The organism is Dendrosporobacter quercicolus (assembly GCF_900104455.1).
Lineage (GTDB): Bacteria > Bacillota > Negativicutes > DSM-1736 > Dendrosporobacteraceae > Dendrosporobacter > Dendrosporobacter quercicolus.
This window is the reverse complement of sequence record NZ_FNHB01000010.1, coordinates 12,824-32,676: the sequence shown is the minus strand read 5'-3', so window position 1 is coordinate 32,676 and position 19,853 is coordinate 12,824. Positions and strand designations below refer to the sequence as shown.

Sequence of the window (19,853 nt, the reverse complement as noted above, 5' to 3'; positions counted from 1 at the left end):
TAAATCAGACTCGTTTTTTTCGTTATTTTTGTTTGAAGTAAATTAACTTGCCTATTTCGGCAACCAGGAAGGGCAGCGGGGATAATCCTGCAATGATCAGCCAGTCCTGGACTGACAAAGGCTGGGTTTTGAAGATGGCTTCGAGCGGTCCGATGGCGATGAGCATCAGCAGGAAAGAAAAAGCAACCGCCATGTTCATATATTTATTGCTAAACAGTCCGGCCTTAAATACTGAAAAATGAGCCGAGCGGGCGGCATACGCGCAAAGCAGCTGACTATTGACCAAGGTAATAAAAGCGAAGGTCCGCGCTGTGCTTATATCATCATTGTGACTGAAGTAACCGTAAGCGAAGGCGCCCAATACTACCACGGTGATTGCCAGGCTTTGCAGTCCAATCATGAAGAGCGAGGGTTTATTGACAATGGGCTCCGAAGGATCGCGGGGCGGCAGTTTCATGATATCGGATTCTTTTTTCTCCATGCCGAGCGCCAGCGCCGGGAAGGCATCGGTTACCAGATTTACCCACAGCAGCTGGATTGGCAGCAAGGGAATTGGCCAGCCCAACAGCATGGCAATGAAAATAACCAATACCTCCGAGAGATTGCAGGATAACAAAAAGGCAATAAATTTGCGGATATTGGCAAAAATGGTGCGTCCTTCTTCTACGGCGGACACAATGGTGGCGAAATTATCGTCGGTGACCACCATATCGGCTGTTTCTTTGGTTACGTCTGTACCGGTTATCCCCATTGCTACGCCAATATCGGCCTTTTTTAAAGCCGGCGCATCATTTATGCCGTCGCCGGTCATTGCAACAATTTGATTATTGGCTTTGAGGGCCTCGACAATGGCCACTTTGTTTTCCGGTGATACTCTGGCAAAAACGCTGGTATGTTTGACTGCCTCAGACAGCTCCGGTTTAGATAGCTGATCAAGCTGTTTGCCGGTCATTGATTGGTTTTTGTCGGTGATAATTCCAAGATCCAGAGCAATGGCCTGGGCGGTATCCTGATGGTCGCCGGTAATCATAATCGGCCGTATTCCCGCATTTACGCAAACTTTTACCGCCTCCCGGGCTTCACTGCGCGGCGGATCGATCATACCGACCAGGCCAATGAGCACTAAGTCGTTTTCAAGCTGCTCAGAATCAGTAGAAACAGGCAGCTGTGCATATTGACGACAGGCCACCGCCAAAACCCGCAAGGCCTGCCCGGCCAAATCATGGTTGATTTGCTGCAGTTGGCTGATCATTTCGGCATCAAGGGGCCTGATCTGGTTTTCAGCCATAATTTTGGTGCAGCGGCTAATTAAAATATCAGGGGCTCCTTTGGTAAAGGCCAGATAGTCCTGACCAAAGGAATGAATTGTCGTCATCATTTTACGGCCGGAATCAAACGGCAATTCTTTTACCCGGGGAAACTGGAGTGTAATGCCTTCCTGGGTAATGCCGGCTTTTGCGGCGGCTGTAAGTAAGGCCCCTTCGGTCGGGTCGCCAATAATACCCCAGGCATTGGTGTCGGAATGACGGGTCAGTTTGGCGTCATTACATAAGGCGATGCCTTGCAGCAATAACGCAAGGTCCTGTTCCCTGCCCAGCTCGGCTTGGTGGCTATTGAGGCGTATCTCACCGCTTGGGTCATAGCCTTCCCCACTTAAATCATATACTTTACCATTGGCATATGCTTTGGTAACTGTCATCTGATTTTGGGTCAGCGTCCCTGTCTTATCGGAACAAATTACCGTTATACTGCCTAAGGTTTCTACTGCATGGAGTTTGCGGACAATACTGTTTTTACGGGCCATACGCTGCATTCCTAGGGCGAGTACGATCGTGACGACAGCCGGCAGCCCTTCGGGGATGGCAGCTACGGCCAGACTGATTGCCGTCATTAACATGAGTTGCACATCCGGCCCGGAAATGCTTCCGGCGGCCTTGAAGGCATTGTAAATGCCCAGAAAGAACACCAGCGTACATACGCCAAGACAGGCAACTCCCAGGGTCTTGCTAAATTCCCCCAGCTTTCTTTGCAGGGGTGTAATTTCTTTTTCACCGGTTTGCAGAAGATTGGCTATTTTGCCGATTTCGGTCTGCATCGCTGTTGCGACCACTATGCCTTTAGCCCGGCCGTAAGTGACCAAAGTACTCATAAAGGCCATATTTGTGCGGTCCGCCAGGGCTACATCTCCATTGAGGGGCAGCGATGATTTTTCTACCGGTACCGATTCCCCGGTTAAGGAAGCTTCTTCGACTTTGAGGCTGAATGTTTCCAGTATGCGCAGGTCGGCCGGTATGCGGTCGCCGGCTTCGACCAGTACAAGATCGCCTGGCACCAGGTCCCTGGCCGGGATGCTGATCGTTTTACCGTCCCGGATTACTTTGCTGTTAGGCGCGCTCATTTGTTTTAAGGCGGCCAGCGCTTTTTCAGCTTTACTTTCCTGAACGATGCCTAAAACAGCATTCAGTATGACAATGACCAGAATAGCTACTGAATCAACAATTTCTCCCAAAAAAGCTGAGACCAGGCTGGCAACAATCAGGATCAGGACGAGAAAATCCTTGAACTGACCAATCAGCTTACTGAAAAGACTTTCGCGCGCTTTTTCCTGGAGTTCGTTATAGCCATGCGAATTTAGCTGTTCCGCAGCCTGCTGCGTCGACAGACCGGCAGTCTGGTCTGATTTGAGTTCCTGGACCACCTGGCCGGGGGGTAAGTTAAACCAATCGTGCCGCAATGTATTCCTCCTCCTCAGTTCGCTTGTTATATTAAGATATTAATTCGCTAAGTGTATTTATGCCCCTGCCTGTTTTACAATATAATAATATTTTGATAATTGACAAAAAGAAACGCAGCACCGGTATAAGTGCAGCGATTCTAACAATACCTCAGTTTTATGCGGTAATGTACACCATTGTACCAATAGAAACCAGCCCTGCCAACTGGGTAACATCATGATTATACATGCGGATACAGCCTTTTGATACAAAGCCGCCGATGGATGAAGGATTGTTGGTACCGTGGATGCCATAGTGCGGCAGGTTCAGTCCGAGCCACATTGCGCCGAAAGCGCCGCCGGGATGCGGTCGTTTATTAACAATCTGGTATCTTCCCGTCGGTGTAGGTGATAACTGTTTGCCAACACCAACCGGGTATGCTCTAACCGGCTTACCGTTATTAAAAAGTGTTAAGCGTCTTTGGCTAAGCGCTATTACGATATAGTATGCCATCTTATCACCTCACCATACTATATTCAGCAGCGGGAAAAGTGCCACAAATGGAAGCAGGACCTTTCTGGAGGGATGTTATGAGAAGATTAAGGGGAATATTGCAAAAGCAGGGAATGATGCCGGGAACCTTACTGTATATTGGCGAGACCCGGAAGGAAAAGACGACAATGTCCTTGATTGAATACGATAAAGGACAGGTCTGTGAAACTAAATTTGCCGGGGTTGCCGAATTCATTGGACATGGTTTAAAGCTGCCGGTAAACTGGATTAATGTCAATGGGATTCATGACGTACAGGTTGTAGCCCAGCTGGGCGCGTTTTTTGGCATCCATCCACTGGTGCAGGAGGATATTGTCAATACCAACCAGCGGCCAAAGTTTGAAGATCATGGCGAGTATTCCTATTTGGTGTTAAAGACGCTCGCGCCGGCCGATGATGGCCATAGTGTCGACATTCAACAGATTAGTCTGATTGTTGGCGAAAACTATATTATTTCTTTTCAGGAAGTAAACAGCGGAATTTTTGACGCAGTTAAAAACCGTATTTGTAGTACCCAAGGCAGGCTGCGCAATATCAGGGCCGATTATTTGGCTTATCTGCTGTTAGATGCGATCACTGATAATTACTATACTGTGCTGGAGTTTTTCGGAAACCAGATCGAAGAGCTGGAGGATCGGGTAATTTTAACCTCGGACTCGACGCTGGTGCAGAACATTCATAATCTGAAAACCGAATTGCTGTTTTTGCGAAAGTCGGTATGGCCGCTCAGGGAGGTAATTAACGCAGTTCAGCGGGGCGATTCAACGGTTTTCAGCGATGAAACCCGCATTTACATTCGCGATATCTATGACCACACAATTCAGGTAATTGATACCATTGAAATGTACCGGGATATGGTTTCCGGCTTACTTGATATTTATTTATCCAGTGTCAATAACCGGCTGGGTGAAGTTATGAAAGTACTGACCATTATATCGACCATTTTTATACCGCTTAATTTTATTGCCGGCGTATATGGCATGAATTTCCACTATATGCCAGAATTAAGCTTTGCCTGGGGTTATCCGGCGGTATTGGGGCTGATGATCGGCGTAGCCGCATTTTTATTAAGTTTTTTTCGCAGGCGCAGCTGGCTATAATAGCCCCATTTCGGTCATAGTATTATTCTTCCGTCGGTTCGGCCTTGAACCAGGCGGCATACATTGCCGGCAGAACTAAGAGCGTCAAAATGGTTGCCCCAAATAGTCCGGCGGCGATTGATATTGCCATAGGTCCCCAGAAAATGCTGGAAACCAGGGGAAGCATGCCCAAAATAGCCGCTGCTGCGGTAAGCATGATTGGCCGGAATCTGGCGATCGTTGCATTGATGATCGCATCCCAGAGCGGCTCTCCGGCTTTAAGATGCTGGTCAATCTGGTCAATGAGAATGACAGAGTTCCGCATAATAATCCCCGACAGGGCCAAAATACCAAGTTCTACCACAAAACCAAGCGGCCGGCCGGTCAACAACAGCCCTACGCTTACCCCGATAATTCCCAGCGGAGCGGTCAGCAGCGTGAGTATTGTCTTGGATATACTCTGGAGCTGAAGCATCAGTAAAGTAACGATCAGGATGATCATGGCCGGCACAGGCTGCATCAGCCAGCGGGTAGCCTTCTGGCTCATTTCCTTAGGCCCGCCGACGACAATGTCATAACCGGCGGGAAGCGAGGTTCTAAGTTCCGACAGGCTGGCATAGGCAGCAGTAGTGGCATTATTGCCGAGAACACCCTCCCGGGTGTTGGCTTGCACCGTTATGGTTGGTTTTAAATCCCGGCGCCAGATTAAGCCTTCTTCAGCGCCATAGCTAATTTTGGCGATTTGGTCTAACGGAACATACGTACCATTGGCAAGATGAATATTAAGGTCTTTGATTTTGGACAAGTCATTGCGGTTTTGCACATCAACTCTAAACATAATGTTTACCGTTCTGTCTTGCTCCCGGAATTGGCTGATGGTTGAGCCTGACAGCATGGCCTGCAGGCTTGAGGATAGGGTTTGGCTGTCAATACCCAGCATACGGGCTTTATCCTGGTCAATCTCCAAGTGCATGACTTTATTTTTTTCGTTCCAGTCCAGGTTGATATCTTTTAGATCGGGATTTTCGGACAGGATATCGCGCACCTGACCGGCTATTTCACGGACCTTGTCATGCTCATAGCCGCTTACTCTGAGCATGACCGGATAAGGCGAGTTGGGGCCTGTCTGGAGGACGCGGAGATTGCTGCGCACCGTGGGAAAATCGACGGCGAGCAATTCACGGATATCGGCCATTAATTCATTGCGCGCGGCGACATCCTTGGTTACAATGACAAATTGCGCGAAGTTATTGCTGGGAAGTGTGGGTTCTGCTGTTAATATAAACCGGGGGGCACTCTGACCAATATAGTAAGTGTAATTGACAATATTAGGGTTACCGGCAAGAGTTTGGGCAAACCGGGCGGATTCCTGCTCTGTGGCCTGCAAAGACGAGCCTTCCGCCAGCCGCAAATCAACAATAAATTCCGGCCGGTCGGATGCCGGGAAAAATTCCTGTTTGACGAATTGCAGTAAAAAAATTGAGCCAAGGAAGGTGGCAATCGTTATGCCAATGACTAATTTACGATGGTGCAGGCAATAAGAGAGAACTTTGCGAAACAGCCGATAGAATTTAGAGTCGTAAATGTCGTGGCCGGAGGGGGCTGCCGGCTGTGTTTTTAACAGCTTATAGCCTAGCAGCGGAGTTACCAGAACCGATACCAGCCAGGATATTAGCAGGGCAATAAAAATTACCGAAAACATGCTGCCAATAAATTCAGAGGCGGAGCCCTTGGAAAATCCCACTGGGATAAAACCGGCGCAGGTAATCAGTGTTCCGGTCAGCATAGGGAAAGCGGTAGACGTATAGGCATAGCAGGCGGCTGCAAAGCGGTCCCAGCCCTGTTCCAGCTTGACGGTCATCATTTCAATGGCAATAATGGCGTCATCCACCAGCAGGCCGAGAGAAATAATCAAAGCGCCTAAAGAAACCTTGTGCAGATCAATGCCCAGAAGATTCATGCAGATGAACACGCCGGTAATGACCAGGGGAATACATAAGGCGACAACAATCCCTGAACGGATGCCAAGACTGATGAAGCTAATAGCCAATACAATAATAATTGCCTCACTCAGTGATTTGACGAATTCGTTAATGGACTCTTTTACGACTTTGGGCTGATTGGCAACTGAGTCCAACTGCAGGCCGAGCGGCAGATCTTGTTTTAGCTGACTGATTGTTTGGTCTAAGTTTTGTCCCAGCGTAAGAATGTTGCCGCCTTTTTCCATGGAAACGGCTAAGCCGACAGCCGGTTGGCCATTGTAATACATTTTTGGTTCAGGCGGATCAGCATAACTGCGCTCAATCCTGGCAATATCACCGAGGCGGAAAGTGTTGGTACCCGCCCGGATAGGGACATTTTTCAGGTCATTGATGTTTTCAAACATTCCGGTTACCCGTAAATAAACATTGTCGGAAATGGTATCAACCATGCCGGAAGCAGTCATGGCGTTTTGAGCCTGGACGGCGTTGGTGATAGCGCTGGGCGTAAGCCCCAGCTGGGCAAGCTTGATTGTTTCTATTTCAATGTAAATTCTTTCCGGCTGCACGCCCACCAAGTCAACCTTTTTTATACTTGGCACACCGAGCATTATCCGGCGAATGTTTTCCGCTTTGGCCCGCAGGTCTTCATAGCTGTAACCGTCGCCGGTCAACGCGTAAATGGAGCCAAAAACATCATCAAAGCGGTCATTAAAGTATGGTCCGTCCACGCCTTGAGGCAAGGTGGCTTTTATGTCGTTGACCATATTGCGCACCTCCAGCCAGGTTGGCCGGATTTGACTTTCAGTAACGGCGTCGTCCTTTAAGACGACATAGATAATTGACTGGCCGGGCTTTGAGAAGCTTTTTACATAATCAAGGCCGGGAGTATCCTGTAATTTCTTTTCAATTTTGTCGGTGACCTGTTCTTCTACCTGGCGGGCGGAAGCGCCAGGCCAATTGACACTGACAATCATTTGTCTGATCGTAAAGTCAGGATCTTCCATTCGTCCTAGCTTCTGATAGGAAAAAATTCCGCCAATGAAAATGATAAAGATAAAATAGTATACCAGCTGCTTATGGTTTAGCGCCCATTCGGTCAGGTTAAACGGTTTCATCGGGTACCTCCGTTGGTTGTCCGGACCTTTTGCCCTTCCCGCAATTTGTGAACTCCGGCAGTTACGATAATGTCACCAGGCTTTAACCCGCTGAGCACCTCCAGGTCGGACTGGCCAAACTGGCCGGCCTGAATTTGCCGCAAATGCACGGTATCATCGGTTACAACCCAGACTGCCGGTGCATCATTGACTTGATAAACCGCGGATAAGGGAATGACGGCGACAGAGCCCGGCTGGCTGCCGGAGGCTGCTACTGTGACTGCAGCAGTCATGCCCAGTTGGATTTCCGGCGGCGCCTGCAGCAAGCTGACGCGTACTTTATAGGTCTTGGCGGTAGCGTCGGCAACCGGGGCAATTTCGCGAAGGCGGCCCTCTAAGGTTAGATTAGGCAGAGCCCAAAAAGTTACATCAATGCGTGATGCGTGACGCAGGCTTTCCAGCCGGTTTTCCGGGACATTGATTTCAATTTCCCGTTCGCCGTCCTGTACCAGTACGATGACGGACTGCCCGGCGCTGACAATTTGACCGGTTTCAGCGCTAATGCTGGCAACAACGCCTGGTTTATCCGCATAGAGCATACTATAATCAAGCTGATTGACGCCCTGGGCATGTTGTGCTGCGGCTTGGCGGACGGCCGCAACTGCTACATCGTAAGCATTCTGGTATTGATCAAGCTGGGCCTGGCTAATGGCATTTTGCTCATACAACTGCCGGTAGCGTTCTAAATTGATCTGGGCCAGGCGTAATTGAGACTGGGCCGATTCAACCTGGGCCGAGGTACTGTTGACGGTTTGTTGTAAATCTTTGGGGTCAAGCTGCATGAGAATATCGCCGGCTTTGACGGTGCTGCCAACCTCGACATTGCGTTTGGTCAGTTTGCCGCCGGCCTGAAAAGCCAATTGACTTTCATAACGGCCCCGTACTTCACCGGAATAGGTGTAGTTCTGTTCAGTTCCGGACGGGGCAATTACTGTGGTGCGCACCAGCGGGACTTCTTCCGCGGTCGACTGGGCCTGGCGCTGATTCAGCCAGATGACGCCGCCAATGCATACTGCGGCGATCATGGCTGCTGCCGAAAAATAAACCTTTTTGCGGTTGGCATTTGTCCATTGTTTGATGTTAAACATGGCCTTGCTCCTTCTCATGACTGTTTTTCAGTCCCAATACCAGAATGTCCGACATTGCAGCCAGGGCATCAGGAAAAGTCATGTTATTTTCCGAAAGAAAGCTGTAGCTGAATAATTCCTGGGTTGCGCTTCTCACTATTTGCCGGAGTACCTTGATATTGACCGGGCGGATTACCCGGAGTTCAATTCCCCGGGCAATAAGCTCGCTCAGACGGTCAATTTGCTGCCCGCGAAACTCCTGGACCAATTTGAATTCCTCGGGATAATAGTGGCAGAGGTCGTCATAGATGTGCCGGTTGCTGATTGGGCCAAATGATTTTGGCGCTACTTTCAGCAAGGCGTGAATTTTGCCGGTAAGTGTTAATGACGGATTCGCGTAAATTTCTTCATCCTGGCTTTTAATATCAGCGATCGCTATCGCCAATACATGATAAATCAGTTCGTTTTTCGATGCGAAGTGTTCATATAAGGATGTTTTGCTGATACTAAGCCGGCTGGCCAGGTTGCTCATGGTAAATTTAACGCCGCGCGTCATCATCTCCTCGGCGGCAGCCTTAAGTATTTGATTGCGCAAATAGCCCACTCCAATTCTTGTGTACCAAAAAGACAAAATTGGTACTGATGTTATAATATTATGGTAGTTCAGTTTTTAGTATCTGTCAATATCAAGAAATCATTACTTCGATCCAAAATAGAGTGTAATGCCTGATACGCGTTCAAGGGGCTGTCTTTTCCATGCTTTAGCATTAAGAGACACCCCCTTGGCGTGAATTGTAATTATATTTATTTGCTGCGTAAAGCATCATAGGCTTTTACGGCTAATTGCGCCAAAAAGTCGCTGGCATAGTCAGGAGGCTGCTCTGTTTTGGTAAAAGCGCTGATTAGAATCGGATTTTTGCCGTCATCGACAATACCCACGTCATTTAGCACGCCATCCGGCAATTGACCAACCTTATGTAGAACCTTGTTGTTTTTCATATGCCGGGGGATTTCTTCTTTGAAAATGGTTTTCGCCAGTTCTTCTTTCAAAATCGCCGACATTTCCCGGCCTAAGTATTGCTCCTGGTAAATGGTCTCCAATACGATGGCCATTTCGTGCGGGGTAGTCACGCTGTGATAGTTGTACTGTTTAAACGCATCGTCACTATGAATGCGGGTTTTTGTTAATTCCAGGTCTTGCAAAACCTGGGTTAAGGCGGCCGGGCGCCGCTGTTCAATTTCGTTCAGCAATTCATAAAAAGCAGGGTTATCGCTAATCACCATCATTTTTTTGATCAATTGGTCGTATTCCTGTTTTTTGGCGACAGCGACTTCCGGGTAAATATATTTATAGACAGCAAGTGCTACGACCAGTTTATGGGTGGAAGCTGTAGCAAAAATTTCATCAGAATTGATACTTATGGTTTGGCCTGTGGTTAAATTCTTGGCATAGAGTCCTGCCTGCCCTTTAAAGTTGTTTACATATTGGGTGAAATCAGGCGGAATAGGGGCAGCCGGCGCTGCTTGCTGTGGCGGGGATTTAGGCAAGTCCGGTTGTTTGGCCGGCTGTTTTACACAAGCCGTCAAAGTCAAAAGGATGATGCTGAATAAAATGAATATTTTTTTCAGTTGGACCACTCCCTGCGCTGATTTAAAAAGCTATCCCTACTGCACCAATCCTGAATGCTGCAGCTACTGACGGCCGAATTTACGTAATACTGCGTTGTTGTCAATCGGCATACGCCCGGTATGCCTCATTCCTCCGCCTTGTCTTCGGAAAATTCGTCTCGCCCTTCACTTACAGTTTCAAGATTGGCACGGTACTAGTGTTACCGCCTGCCGGGTACTTTATCCCGGTGAACGTCCGGTCAAATTGAATTTTTGGCGCCGGTATGATAATTTGGCGGCTGTTATGGTATAATATGGTGGAATAAACAGAAGTGAGGGGATAAATGAATGAAGAAAGCACTGATCGAAATGGATAAAGGTTCAATCAGCATTGAACTTTTTGAACAGGAAGCACCTAAAACGGTAGCTAATTTTGAAAAGCTGATTAATGAAGGCTTTTATAACGGCTTGAATTTCCACCGTGTTATTCCCGGTTTTGTAGCGCAAGGCGGCTGCCCCCAGGGAACCGGCGCGGGCGGTCCTGGTTATACCATTCCCTGTGAAACGAAAGGAAATCCCCATGTTCATGAACGCGGCTCACTGTCGATGGCGCATCGCGGTCCCAATACCGGCGGCAGCCAGTTTTTTATTGTTTATGAACCTCAGCCGCATTTGGATGGCGTGCATACTGTTTTTGGCAAAGTGATTGCAGGTATGGATGTGGTGGATAAAATTCAGCCTGGCGACAAAATGAATAAGGTTACTGTTGTAGCAGAGTAGAGTCGTCCGCTAAATTAAATCGTCAAAAGACCGTTACTTTCCGGCAAAGTCTTGAATAGACTAGGCTAAGGAGGAGTGACGGTCTTATTTTTTTGCTAATATTTTGTGTTGTCGGGCCTAAATCGCCCTGTTGCTTAATACATTATATTGAGCAATAAATATTAGCGCCTCTTTATGAAAAAAACTGCGGCGGTATATTCGCCATTGGCGTACCACAAATCTAAGGGAGAGTGATGTAATGGCTGACTTTAATTTTGCAGCGCTTATTCAGCAAGACCGGGCGGAACGTAAAAAAGAGCGCTTTACCGGCACATTTTTAGATTATCTGGATATTCTGAAAGAAAGTCCAAAACAGGAAGCTATGCTGGCTCATGCCCGAATGTTCGAGCTTTTGACTAAGCCAGGCGTCGAAATCATCAAAACGGAGGAACATCCCCGTCTGAAAAAAATATATGGCAATGCTACGTTAAAAAGATATAAATTTTTCCGTAATGATTTTTTTGGCATTGATACCAGCATTATGAAAATAATGCGCTATTTTCATTCGGCGGCAATGCAGGGTGAAGAAGCGCGGCAGGTTTTATACCTGGTCGGTCCGGTTGGCGCAGGCAAATCTTCATTGATGGAGGCGCTGAAAAAAGCGCTGGAAATGAGTGCGCCCATTCATGTGATTAAGGACTGCCCAATGCGGGAAACACCACTGCATTTAATTCCCAAGCATTTGCGGCCGGACTTCGAGGAAATGCTTGGCATTAAAATTGAGGGCGATTTGTGCCCGATTTGCCGGTACCGTCTGGTTCATGACTACAGCGGGCAATATGAAAAGATGCCGGTAACCACAGCCGAGTTTTCTATTCGCTCCCGCAAAGGGGTCGGTGTTGTACCGCCGGTTGATCCCAACAATCAGGATACGTCGGTACTTACCGGTTCAGTGGATATTTCCAAGCTGGATCTTTATCCTGAAGACGACCCCAGGGTATTGGCGCTCAATGGGGCTTTTAATGTCGGCAACCGCGGGATTGTAGAGTTTATCGAGGTATTTAAAAATGAAGTTGAGTACTTGCATACGATGATTACCGCCACCCAGGAAAAATCCATACCATCGCCGGGCAAGGGTTCAATGATTTATTTTGACGGCATTATTCTGGCGCATTCCAATGAGGCGGAGTGGAATAAATTTAAATCTGACCACACCAACGAAGCTATTTTGGACCGGATTGTCAAAGTTGAGGTTCCTTACTGCCTGGAACTGGATGAAGAAGTTAAAATATACCACAAAATGCTGCGTAACAGCACATTTAACGCGCATATTGCCCCTCATACCATCGAGGTTGCCTCGATGTTTGCCATTTTAACCCGGCTGGCGCCATCCAATAAGGTAGATGGCTTAACCAAGCTAAAGATCTATAATGGTGAGGAAATCGTGGAAAAGGGCTCAACTAAGAAGGTCGACGTGCTGGAATTGCGGGAGGAAGCAAACAGGGAGGGAATGAGCGGTATATCCACCCGGTTTATTATGAAAGTGCTGGATACCGCTTTATCGGAATCGGAAAATAATTGCATTAACCCCATTGCCGTCGTGGATACGCTCATCAGGTCAACGAAGGAACTGGCAATTGCTGATGACGAGAAGAAGCGTTATCTGGCTTTTCTACAGGATACACTTAAGAAAGAATACAATAAGATCATTGAAAAAGAAGTTACCAGAGCCTTTATTCACGGTTATAAAGAACAGGCTGAAAGCTTATTCAACAACTATTTGGATCATGCCGAGGCTTTTGTCAATTCGACAAAGCTTAAGGATGAAAACACCGGCGAGGAGTTAGAACCGGATATTAAGTTTCTGCAGTCCATTGAAGAACAGATCGGCATAACCGGCACTTCCGCCCTGGGCTTTCGCCAGGATGTTACTTCTTATATGTTTTCCGTACTGCGCAATGGCAGTAAAATTGTCTATGAAAGCTATGAGCCGCTAAAGGAAGCCATTGAGAAGAAATTAATGGCTTCAGTCAAAGAGCTTTCCCGGATTGTGACCAAAGCCCGGGTGCGTGATAAAGAACAGGACAGCAAATATAGTGCTATGGTGGAGGAAATGAAGCGTAACGGTTATTGCGATCATTGCTGTAATGTTATCTTGAAATATGCGGCGAATAATTTATGGAAAGACTAGTGCCTTGACACTAGCCGGGAGGGAGGCGTCATGGCAATATTTAAAGACGGCGGAACCGATCACTCGGACCGTTCACAATATGACCGCAAACGACACCGGCAGCTGATGGAGAATGCCATAAAACGAAACTTAGGCGATATTATTGCCGAAGAAAGCATTATTGGGCAAAGCAAAGACAAAAAAATTAAAATACCGGTAAAAGGCATTAAAGAATACCAGTTTGTTTATGGGAAAAACAGCGGCGGCACCGCAAGCGGCAGTGGTCAGGAGCAAAAAGGCCAGGTCGTCGGCAAGGTCAACGACCAGCAGCAGCCGGGAGCGGGGCAGCCCGGGACCGAGCCTGGCGAGGAAATTTATGAAACCGAAATTACCATGGAAGAAATCGTTCATTATTTGTTTGATGAATTAAAGCTGCCGGATATGGACCGCAAAAAATACGGGCTGATTGAAACACAAAGTGAATATAAGCGGCTGGGCTACCAACGCAAGGGTATTCCGCCGCGCCTGGCTAAAAAGCGTACTGTGGTTGAAAAGTTAAAACGCGAGCAGGGCATAAGACGAAGCCAGGCTGAGGCCGGCCTGCCGGTGCCGGAAAGAGTTCCTTTTCGCGAGGATGATTTACGGTATCACCGGGTAAGAGAAGAGGTGCAGCACCGGGCCAATGCCGTTATTTTTTGCATTATGGATACTTCCGGTTCGATGGATCAGACCAAGAAATACCTTGCCAGAAGTTTTTATTTTTTGTTGTATCAGTTTGTCCGGTGGAAGTATCAGCATGTCGAAGTGGTGTTTATCGCCCATACCACGGAGGCCAAGGAAGTGACGGAGTGGGAGTTTTTCCATCGCGGCGAAGCCGGCGGGACGGTAATCAGCAGCGGCTATGCCAAGGCCTTGGAAATTATTGAGCAACGCTACGCGCCTGAGATATGGAATATCTATGCTTTTCATTGTTCAGACGGAGATAACTGGGGCGATGATAATACCAAAGCCATTGCTCTGGCCCGGCAATTATGCGAGATATGCGTTCTGTTCGGCTATGGCGAAATTGCTTTCAGCCATGGCTGGAACGTTACCATCAGGCGTGATTTTGAGCGGGATCTAAAGGCCGACAATTTTGTTATTGCTTTAATGAATAAGCAGGAAGATATCTGGCCTGCCTTTAAAAAAATCCTTGATAAACAAAGTGATGCCGGGGGTGATGACAGTTGACCGGCTATTCGTCAAAGGATCTGGAATTTTGGAACGGCAAAATTGAAGAGCTGATCAAAACATCCGGCTTGGATTGTTATGAACAGCACTTTTCCATTTGTACCTATGAAGATATGTTATGCTATGAAGCCTATGCGGGAATGCCGTCCCACTATCCGCACTGGAGTTTTGGCAAGGCTTATGAACGGCAGAAAACTTTTTATCAATATAATCTGGTTGGCTTACCTTATGAAATGGTGATTAACTCCGATCCCTGCCTGGCTTATCTGATGCGGGACAATACACTGACCCTGCAAATTCTGACCATGGCCCATGTCTATGGACATAATGATTTTTTCAAAAATAACCGTTTGTTTAAACGCGATACCCGGGCCGAGCTGACGGTTGAGATGTTCAAGGCTCATGCCGACCGGATCAGGGAATATATTCACGACCCGTTTATCGGCCCGGAAAAAGTTGAACGGATACTTGACGCCGCCCATGCCCTGCGTTATCAAACCAGCCGGCATGGCTTGCACAAGTCGTTTACGCGCCAGGAGTTTAGCAAGGAACAACCCAATACCGTTCCCGAAAGGCTTGCGGACGATTTGCTGGGATATCTGGCGGAACGCGGCAAACTGGCTGAATGGGAACGGGATTTGGTGAATATCGTGCGGCAGGAAACGCTGTATTTTATTCCGCAGATTGAGACGAAAATTATGAATGAAGGCTGGGCCAGTTACTGGCACTACCAGCTTTTAAACCAACTGAATTTGCCGACTGAGCTGCATCTGGAGTTTTTGCAGCGGCATAATTTGGTGGTCCGTCCCTTTGAAGGACGGATAAATCCTTACTTTATCGGCTTTAAAATGTTCGAATACCTGGCAAAGCAGCCGGACGGTTCAAGCAGAATCAAGGAAATAAGAGCTGAGGAGCGGGATCAGTCGTTTTTGCGGCGCTACCTGAATCAGGAGCTGTGCGAAGAGCTGCATTTGTTTTCCTACCAGGTTCGGGGCAACGATATTGTGGTTAAAGAGGTAGCGGACGAAGTCGGCTGGCAGACGGTCCGGGATGAATTCGCCAGCAGTGTCGGATTAGGCAATATACCGGTGATCAAGCCGGTGGAAGTTGATAAAGGAGCCCTGATTTTAGAGCATGTATATGACGGGCGGGAGCTGGAGCTGAATTACGCTAAAGAGACGGTAAAATATGTACTGGACTTATGGGGCGGTAAAGTCGACCTTAGAACCACTTTAAATGGCAGAAGCAAGCTGATCAGCTGCAGTGAAAACAAAATAGTGCTGCTGCTTGACAGTTAAACCAAAGGGACGCACCTTTTCAAACAAAAGAAGCAGGGGAAAGCGGTTGAAGAAAAAGAACCCGTAGCCGGATTGGCGCAACAAAACAGCGGAAGTCTTTCCCCCAGGCACAGCAGCGCAAGATACCATACTAAAATAATTCCTGGACTAGTGCTCTGCACAAGTAAATAAGGAAATGCCACTGGAGTGTTCCTATACCAATCCCTGCTCCCAGTCCGGTAAACAATCGCCGGTAATTGGTCGAGATCAAGCCCAAGAATTCCTGCAGCGACCAGTCGATTAGCATTAGAGCGATTAGAGCGGCGCAAACCCACAGTGATGGAGAGTGATCCGACAACAATAATAATAAAGCTGCGATATGCCCAATATAGGCGCCAAAACATCTGGCGCACATAGGCATCAGCTTTCCATTTATTGAAAAAGTCCGATCAGGTAATCTATGACAATTTAAAAAGCTTATCATATATTTTACAAACCTCTTAGTTGTTTTAGGAATTGGGTAGATTCCAACGATTTCCGCATTTTAAGCAAATAACATATTTTTTCTTTGCCCCAAGTCCACCGCATAAAAATCCTAACGGTCCAAGCAGTATTGCGCCGCAACATCCCTTACCATATCCATAGCCTTCCTTGTCAACTTGAATAGAGGTAGAGCCGCAGTTGGGACAACTGGCGGTACGGTCCTGCGTTGGTTTGTTTTCCTCCATATTGGACATCAATAATCATCCTTTCGATGTAAGCTGCGTTGTATTGTTTTGCCATAAATGCCCAAAATCCTCCTGAATATTTTATAATAGTAGCTATTCTGCCAATAAATTTGTAAAAACACAGCAATAGAGAATGTCTTAGTCTTTTTTGTATAATAGTGCCGTGATGAATTGCCCCGGTGTATCACTCTGAATTGATTCCCAGGGTTGATTAGAATAGGTAGCGGGAACCAGAAGTACTCGTTTTTACGTAGGATCTTGACGTTGTGAAGTTGAGGTGTTGTCTATTGTACCTGACCAGCAGACTGGCAGGTATTTTTTTGTATTACCTGTAAACAAAGAATTTAGTCCATTAACGTAAAGTACTATCTTGGCATACAAGCACTTTTTTAGATTGGGGACATTATTCCTGGCCTAAAATATAGATCGACCAAATGATTAAGACTTACTACTGGTAAGAATTATACCAATAATACAAAATAAAAGTCCCACTGTGTTGACAGCCGTTATCGTTTCTTTAAACAGTAAAATTCCAATTGGTATTAAAAGCACTGAAACGGATACATTCGAGATAATTGCCGCTAAACTTATATCCCACCCGGCCCGATAAGCAAGCAAAAAACCCAATTCCAGCCCAATGATTGCCAAAGCCAGTGCCGCGCTCGCCCAGTTTAGCCCCTTTAAATTATCGTAGAATGAAAAACTGCTTGGATAAAAAGGATAAACAATTAAAACAACGACAATTGCTGTTACATAGGTCACTAAAAGCGAAAAAAGCGGATGAATAACAGGTGAAATTGATTTTTGAAGAATATGATAGAATAGATTGGCAAGAATGGTTAATGTCATTGTTAAATAGTAAAACATCTTTTCTTCCTCCGCTGTTTTAGGCTTGTTGTTAATGTATTTAGTATTTGTGCTTCACGATAAAGCTTCATTACAAATTTCACAATTGTTGATAAAAAGCTTCCTTTGGTAGTACCATGATAATGCCCGCACATAAAATGTCCTCCATTTTTGTTCAAAAACCATTTTTTTCTAGCTATATTGTGTATTATATAAAAAGTTCATATAATTGTGATGATCCAATTGGTTTTAATCAATACCAACCAATTTTATAAACAGTTAGCCTGGAATGGAGGATTATCATGCTAACAGTCAATTGGAAGCCCAATAAAAAAAGCAATATTTCGCTATACAAACAAATTGTGTATTATATAAAAAACAAGATAGCAACTGGCGCCTGGCCGGTAAATAGCAAATTACCTTCTCAACGCGCTATGGCACAGGCCTTTCAAGTGAATAGAAGTACTTTAATAACAGCACTAGACGAACTGATTGCAGATGGATTTCTTAAAAGTAAAGTGGGAAGCGGTTTATGGGTAATTAACAATAGCTGGTCATTATTATCTTCCGAGAACTGTGTTAATTGGAATTCTCATATTGATCAGGGCGTAATTCGATCTAATTTCAACACTATTCAGGAAATAAACCGTTTAGAGATAAATCCTTCTCTTATTCGATTAGGCACAGGTGAGTTATCTCCAGATTTTTACCCTGAAAAAGAAATGAACATTATATTTAGTAAACTTTCTGGCAGTATAGCTTCTATGGGTTATGAAGAACCTAAAGGCTCTTTGTTTCTTAGACAACAAATAAGTGGTTACTTAAAGACAGTTGGTATTAATACTTCTCCCGCTTCCATCATGATTGTATCTGGAGCCTTACAGGCTTTACAACTTACCTGCTTTGGCCTATTACGCAAGGGAACTACAGTTTTTCTTGAAAAACCTTCTTATCTCTTTTCCTTAAGATTATTTCAATCAATGAAAATGCACTTTTCCGGTCTTTCACTAGATTCTGAAGGAATCCAACTGGCAGCAGTTTCTGACCTCTGTATGAATAAAAATGCGGCTGTATTGTATACTATTCCTTGTTTTCATAACCCAACAGGAATACTAATGACTGAAAAGCGGCGTAATGATCTAATTGCTTTATGCCAATATGAGCGATTACCGATTATTGAAGATGACGTTTATCGGGAGCTTTGGCTTGATTTCCCGCCGCCGCCAGCTCTGAAAGCCATGGATAAGGAAGGGCTGGTGCTATATCTCGGAAGTTTATCAAAAACGTTAAGTCCGGGACTGAGAATTGGATGGATTGTCGGGCCGGAACAGGTGATTGAACAATTGGCAGATATAAAAATGCAAACTGATTATGGCGCTAGCTCTTTATCACAATGGGTAGCTGCTGAATGGCTTTCCAATGGACTTTACCAAGAATATTTAGATAATGTCAGAGTTCAGCTTAGAATACGTAGAAATGCAGTGTGTAAAACTTTAAAAACTTATTTTTCGGATATTGCAACATGGAACATTCCGCAAGGAGGCTTTTATATTTGGCTGAGCTTTAATTATCCCATTTCCTTAAAACAGCTTTTCAAAATTTGTTTAGAACAAGGTCTTTTGATTAATTGCGGTAATCTATATGATCATCTGTCGAGTCAGCATTTACGTATATCCTATGCTTATGCTTCAATAACCGATCTCAGCGAAGGGCTATATCGTCTCTCAATACTAGCCAGAACACTATTGGCAGTAAGCGTCAAGGCAAAATAGCAGATAAAAAAGAGCAAACCCTGAGGTACTGATACCAGGGTTGCTCTCATTACAGCTTTCTTGAGCTTTCGGGTTCCCAAGGAAGATGATCTTCTGGAGTTTCAGGATACCGGCAAATTAGATCCCATAAGAAGAACTTTCGGACAGCGTTTTACACAGTTGCAAGGGGCATCAGCTTAACCGCAGCAGGCCCAGCAAAATAAGGAGAAGGCCGGGCAAGTATGGAAAACGTTTTTTTAGACGTTCGGATACAATACAGGAAGAGACATAAGTTCCCGCCGCCAATACAACGATTTGCGTTGTCCCCATCAATAGCGGCGTATAAGCCGGCAGAAAGCCAATCAGGGCGGCGGCAAAGGTAGCCACCATATTGTCTAACCCTAAGGCCAGACCCAGAAAAACGGCTTCAGAGGGGCTGATTCGCTTGGAGTCATCGACATCGGCCGTTTCCGGTTTGGCCATAATGCTAATGACCAGGCGGCCAATTGAAATGGTCAGCTGCCGGGCGCTGACCGCGCCGTTATTCGCTTCGTACAAAGGAATTGCTTTGGTCAGGTACTCCTGAAATAAACTTAAGATACCAATGCCAATCAACAGCAGTGAACCGCAAAGGATGGCGATGTGGGGATTAATAAACTGTTCCAGATAATTTGCGCCCAGCATGGCGGTTCCGGTACAGGCAATCGTGACGGCCCCGACGATGAGCAGCGAAGAAAAGGGCAGTTTAATGTTTTTCAGTCCATAGGCTATGCCGGCGATAAAGCCGTCCATACTAACGGCAAAACCCAGCAGCATAACGTAAAAAATATTCATGACAGTCCCTCCGCAGATGTAGCTTTGCAATAGTTTTCGCCTGGTAGACGACAGCAACGCCTTCCATCCGTAATATATGGCGCAGGTCTTTTTTTTGTTCCT

The 19,853-nt window shown here is 46.2% G+C and carries 15 protein-coding genes; 6 read left to right on the top strand and 9 right to left on the bottom strand.

Features of this window, described 5'->3' with window-relative positions; translation table 11 throughout:
* Positions 1-22 precede the first annotated feature (22 nt).
* Positions 23-2,734, bottom strand: a complete 2,712-nt coding sequence (locus BLR06_RS15485; protein WP_092074506.1) for a cation-translocating P-type ATPase — start codon at positions 2,732-2,734, stop codon at positions 23-25.
* A 157-nt stretch (positions 2,735-2,891) separates the two neighbouring features.
* A complete protein-coding gene (locus tag BLR06_RS15480; protein ID WP_092074505.1) occupies positions 2,892-3,227 on the bottom strand; it encodes a L,D-transpeptidase in 336 nt (111 codons plus the stop codon).
* A gap of 77 nt (positions 3,228-3,304) precedes the next feature.
* Here BLR06_RS15480 and corA point away from each other — a divergent pair, with 77 nt between their 5' ends.
* Positions 3,305-4,366: a magnesium/cobalt transporter CorA gene (gene corA, locus BLR06_RS15475; RefSeq protein WP_245698180.1), complete on the top strand. Its 1,062-nt coding sequence runs from the start codon at positions 3,305-3,307 to the stop codon at positions 4,364-4,366.
* A 22-nt stretch (positions 4,367-4,388) separates the two neighbouring features.
* Here corA and BLR06_RS15470 read toward each other — a convergent pair whose 3' ends face one another.
* The 4 genes from BLR06_RS15470 to BLR06_RS15455 all read right to left on the bottom strand — a co-directional run bounded on the left by BLR06_RS15470 (position 4,389) and on the right by BLR06_RS15455 (position 10,186).
* On the bottom strand, positions 4,389-7,442 hold the full coding sequence (locus BLR06_RS15470) for an efflux RND transporter permease subunit (RefSeq protein ID WP_092074503.1): 3,054 nt from the start codon (positions 7,440-7,442) through the stop codon (positions 4,389-4,391).
* On the bottom strand, positions 7,439-8,569 hold the full coding sequence (locus tag BLR06_RS15465; RefSeq protein ID WP_092074502.1) for an efflux RND transporter periplasmic adaptor subunit: 1,131 nt from the start codon (positions 8,567-8,569) through the stop codon (positions 7,439-7,441). The genes BLR06_RS15470 and BLR06_RS15465 overlap by 4 nt, the downstream gene beginning before the upstream one ends.
* Positions 8,562-9,143, bottom strand: a complete 582-nt coding sequence (locus tag BLR06_RS15460) for a TetR/AcrR family transcriptional regulator (protein ID WP_092074501.1) — start codon at positions 9,141-9,143, stop codon at positions 8,562-8,564. The genes BLR06_RS15465 and BLR06_RS15460 overlap by 8 nt, the downstream gene beginning before the upstream one ends.
* A 209-nt stretch (positions 9,144-9,352) precedes the next feature.
* A complete protein-coding gene (locus BLR06_RS15455; protein WP_245698179.1) occupies positions 9,353-10,186 on the bottom strand; it encodes a serine hydrolase in 834 nt (277 codons plus the stop codon).
* A gap of 318 nt (positions 10,187-10,504) precedes the next feature.
* Between BLR06_RS15455 and BLR06_RS15450 the strand changes: the two genes are divergently transcribed.
* The 4 genes from BLR06_RS15450 (at position 10,505) to BLR06_RS15435 (ending at position 15,613) form a co-directional block, all read left to right on the top strand.
* Positions 10,505-10,936, top strand: a complete 432-nt coding sequence (locus BLR06_RS15450) for a peptidylprolyl isomerase (protein ID WP_092074500.1) — start codon at positions 10,505-10,507, stop codon at positions 10,934-10,936.
* A 238-nt stretch (positions 10,937-11,174) separates the two neighbouring features.
* Complete coding sequence (locus BLR06_RS15445; protein WP_092074499.1) at positions 11,175-13,106, top strand: PrkA family serine protein kinase; 1,932 nt, start codon at positions 11,175-11,177, stop codon at positions 13,104-13,106.
* A gap of 30 nt (positions 13,107-13,136) precedes the next feature.
* Positions 13,137-14,315: a YeaH/YhbH family protein gene (locus BLR06_RS15440; RefSeq protein WP_092074498.1), complete on the top strand. Its 1,179-nt coding sequence runs from the start codon at positions 13,137-13,139 to the stop codon at positions 14,313-14,315.
* Positions 14,312-15,613: a SpoVR family protein gene (locus BLR06_RS15435; RefSeq protein WP_092074497.1), complete on the top strand. Its 1,302-nt coding sequence runs from the start codon at positions 14,312-14,314 to the stop codon at positions 15,611-15,613. The genes BLR06_RS15440 and BLR06_RS15435 overlap by 4 nt, the downstream gene beginning before the upstream one ends.
* Positions 15,614-15,743: 130 nt before the next feature.
* Here the strand turns inward: BLR06_RS15435 and BLR06_RS20395 are convergent, their stop codons facing one another.
* Complete coding sequence (locus tag BLR06_RS20395; protein ID WP_092074496.1) at positions 15,744-16,076, bottom strand: DUF2085 domain-containing protein; 333 nt, start codon at positions 16,074-16,076, stop codon at positions 15,744-15,746.
* A gap of 682 nt (positions 16,077-16,758) precedes the next feature.
* Positions 16,759-17,187, bottom strand: coding sequence for an EamA family transporter (locus tag BLR06_RS15425; RefSeq protein WP_092074495.1), 429 nt, complete (start codon positions 17,185-17,187; stop codon positions 16,759-16,761).
* 281 nt (positions 17,188-17,468) lie between these two features.
* On the opposite strand from BLR06_RS15425, the gene BLR06_RS15420 reads away from it, so the two are divergent.
* Complete coding sequence (locus BLR06_RS15420; RefSeq protein WP_092074494.1) at positions 17,469-18,938, top strand: aminotransferase-like domain-containing protein; 1,470 nt, start codon at positions 17,469-17,471, stop codon at positions 18,936-18,938.
* 171 nt (positions 18,939-19,109) lie between these two features.
* Here BLR06_RS15420 and ytaF read toward each other — a convergent pair whose 3' ends face one another.
* A complete protein-coding gene (ytaF, locus tag BLR06_RS15415) occupies positions 19,110-19,751 on the bottom strand; it encodes a sporulation membrane protein YtaF (protein WP_092074493.1) in 642 nt (213 codons plus the stop codon).
* Positions 19,752-19,853 lie beyond the last annotated feature (102 nt).

What these genes read in the sequence shown, in the direction of transcription:
- BLR06_RS15480 (WP_092074505.1), bottom strand. Translation starts at nt 3,227, where the DNA reads ATGGCATACTATATCGTAATAGCGCTTAGCCAAAGACGCTTAACACTT.
- corA (WP_245698180.1), top strand. Translation starts at nt 3,305, where the DNA reads ATGAGAAGATTAAGGGGAATATTGCAAAAGCAGGGAATGATGCCGGGA.
- BLR06_RS15470 (WP_092074503.1), bottom strand. Translation starts at nt 7,442, where the DNA reads ATGAAACCGTTTAACCTGACCGAATGGGCGCTAAACCATAAGCAGCTG.
- BLR06_RS15465 (WP_092074502.1), bottom strand. Translation starts at nt 8,569, where the DNA reads ATGTTTAACATCAAACAATGGACAAATGCCAACCGCAAAAAGGTTTAT.
- BLR06_RS15450 (WP_092074500.1), top strand. Translation starts at nt 10,505, where the DNA reads ATGAAGAAAGCACTGATCGAAATGGATAAAGGTTCAATCAGCATTGAA.
- BLR06_RS15445 (WP_092074499.1), top strand. Translation starts at nt 11,175, where the DNA reads ATGGCTGACTTTAATTTTGCAGCGCTTATTCAGCAAGACCGGGCGGAA.
- BLR06_RS15440 (WP_092074498.1), top strand. Translation starts at nt 13,137, where the DNA reads ATGGCAATATTTAAAGACGGCGGAACCGATCACTCGGACCGTTCACAA.
- BLR06_RS20395 (WP_092074496.1), bottom strand. Translation starts at nt 16,076, where the DNA reads ATGATAAGCTTTTTAAATTGTCATAGATTACCTGATCGGACTTTTTCA.
- BLR06_RS15425 (WP_092074495.1), bottom strand. Translation starts at nt 17,187, where the DNA reads ATGTTTTACTATTTAACAATGACATTAACCATTCTTGCCAATCTATTC.
- BLR06_RS15420 (WP_092074494.1), top strand. Translation starts at nt 17,469, where the DNA reads ATGCTAACAGTCAATTGGAAGCCCAATAAAAAAAGCAATATTTCGCTA.
- ytaF (WP_092074493.1), bottom strand. Translation starts at nt 19,751, where the DNA reads ATGAATATTTTTTACGTTATGCTGCTGGGTTTTGCCGTTAGTATGGAC.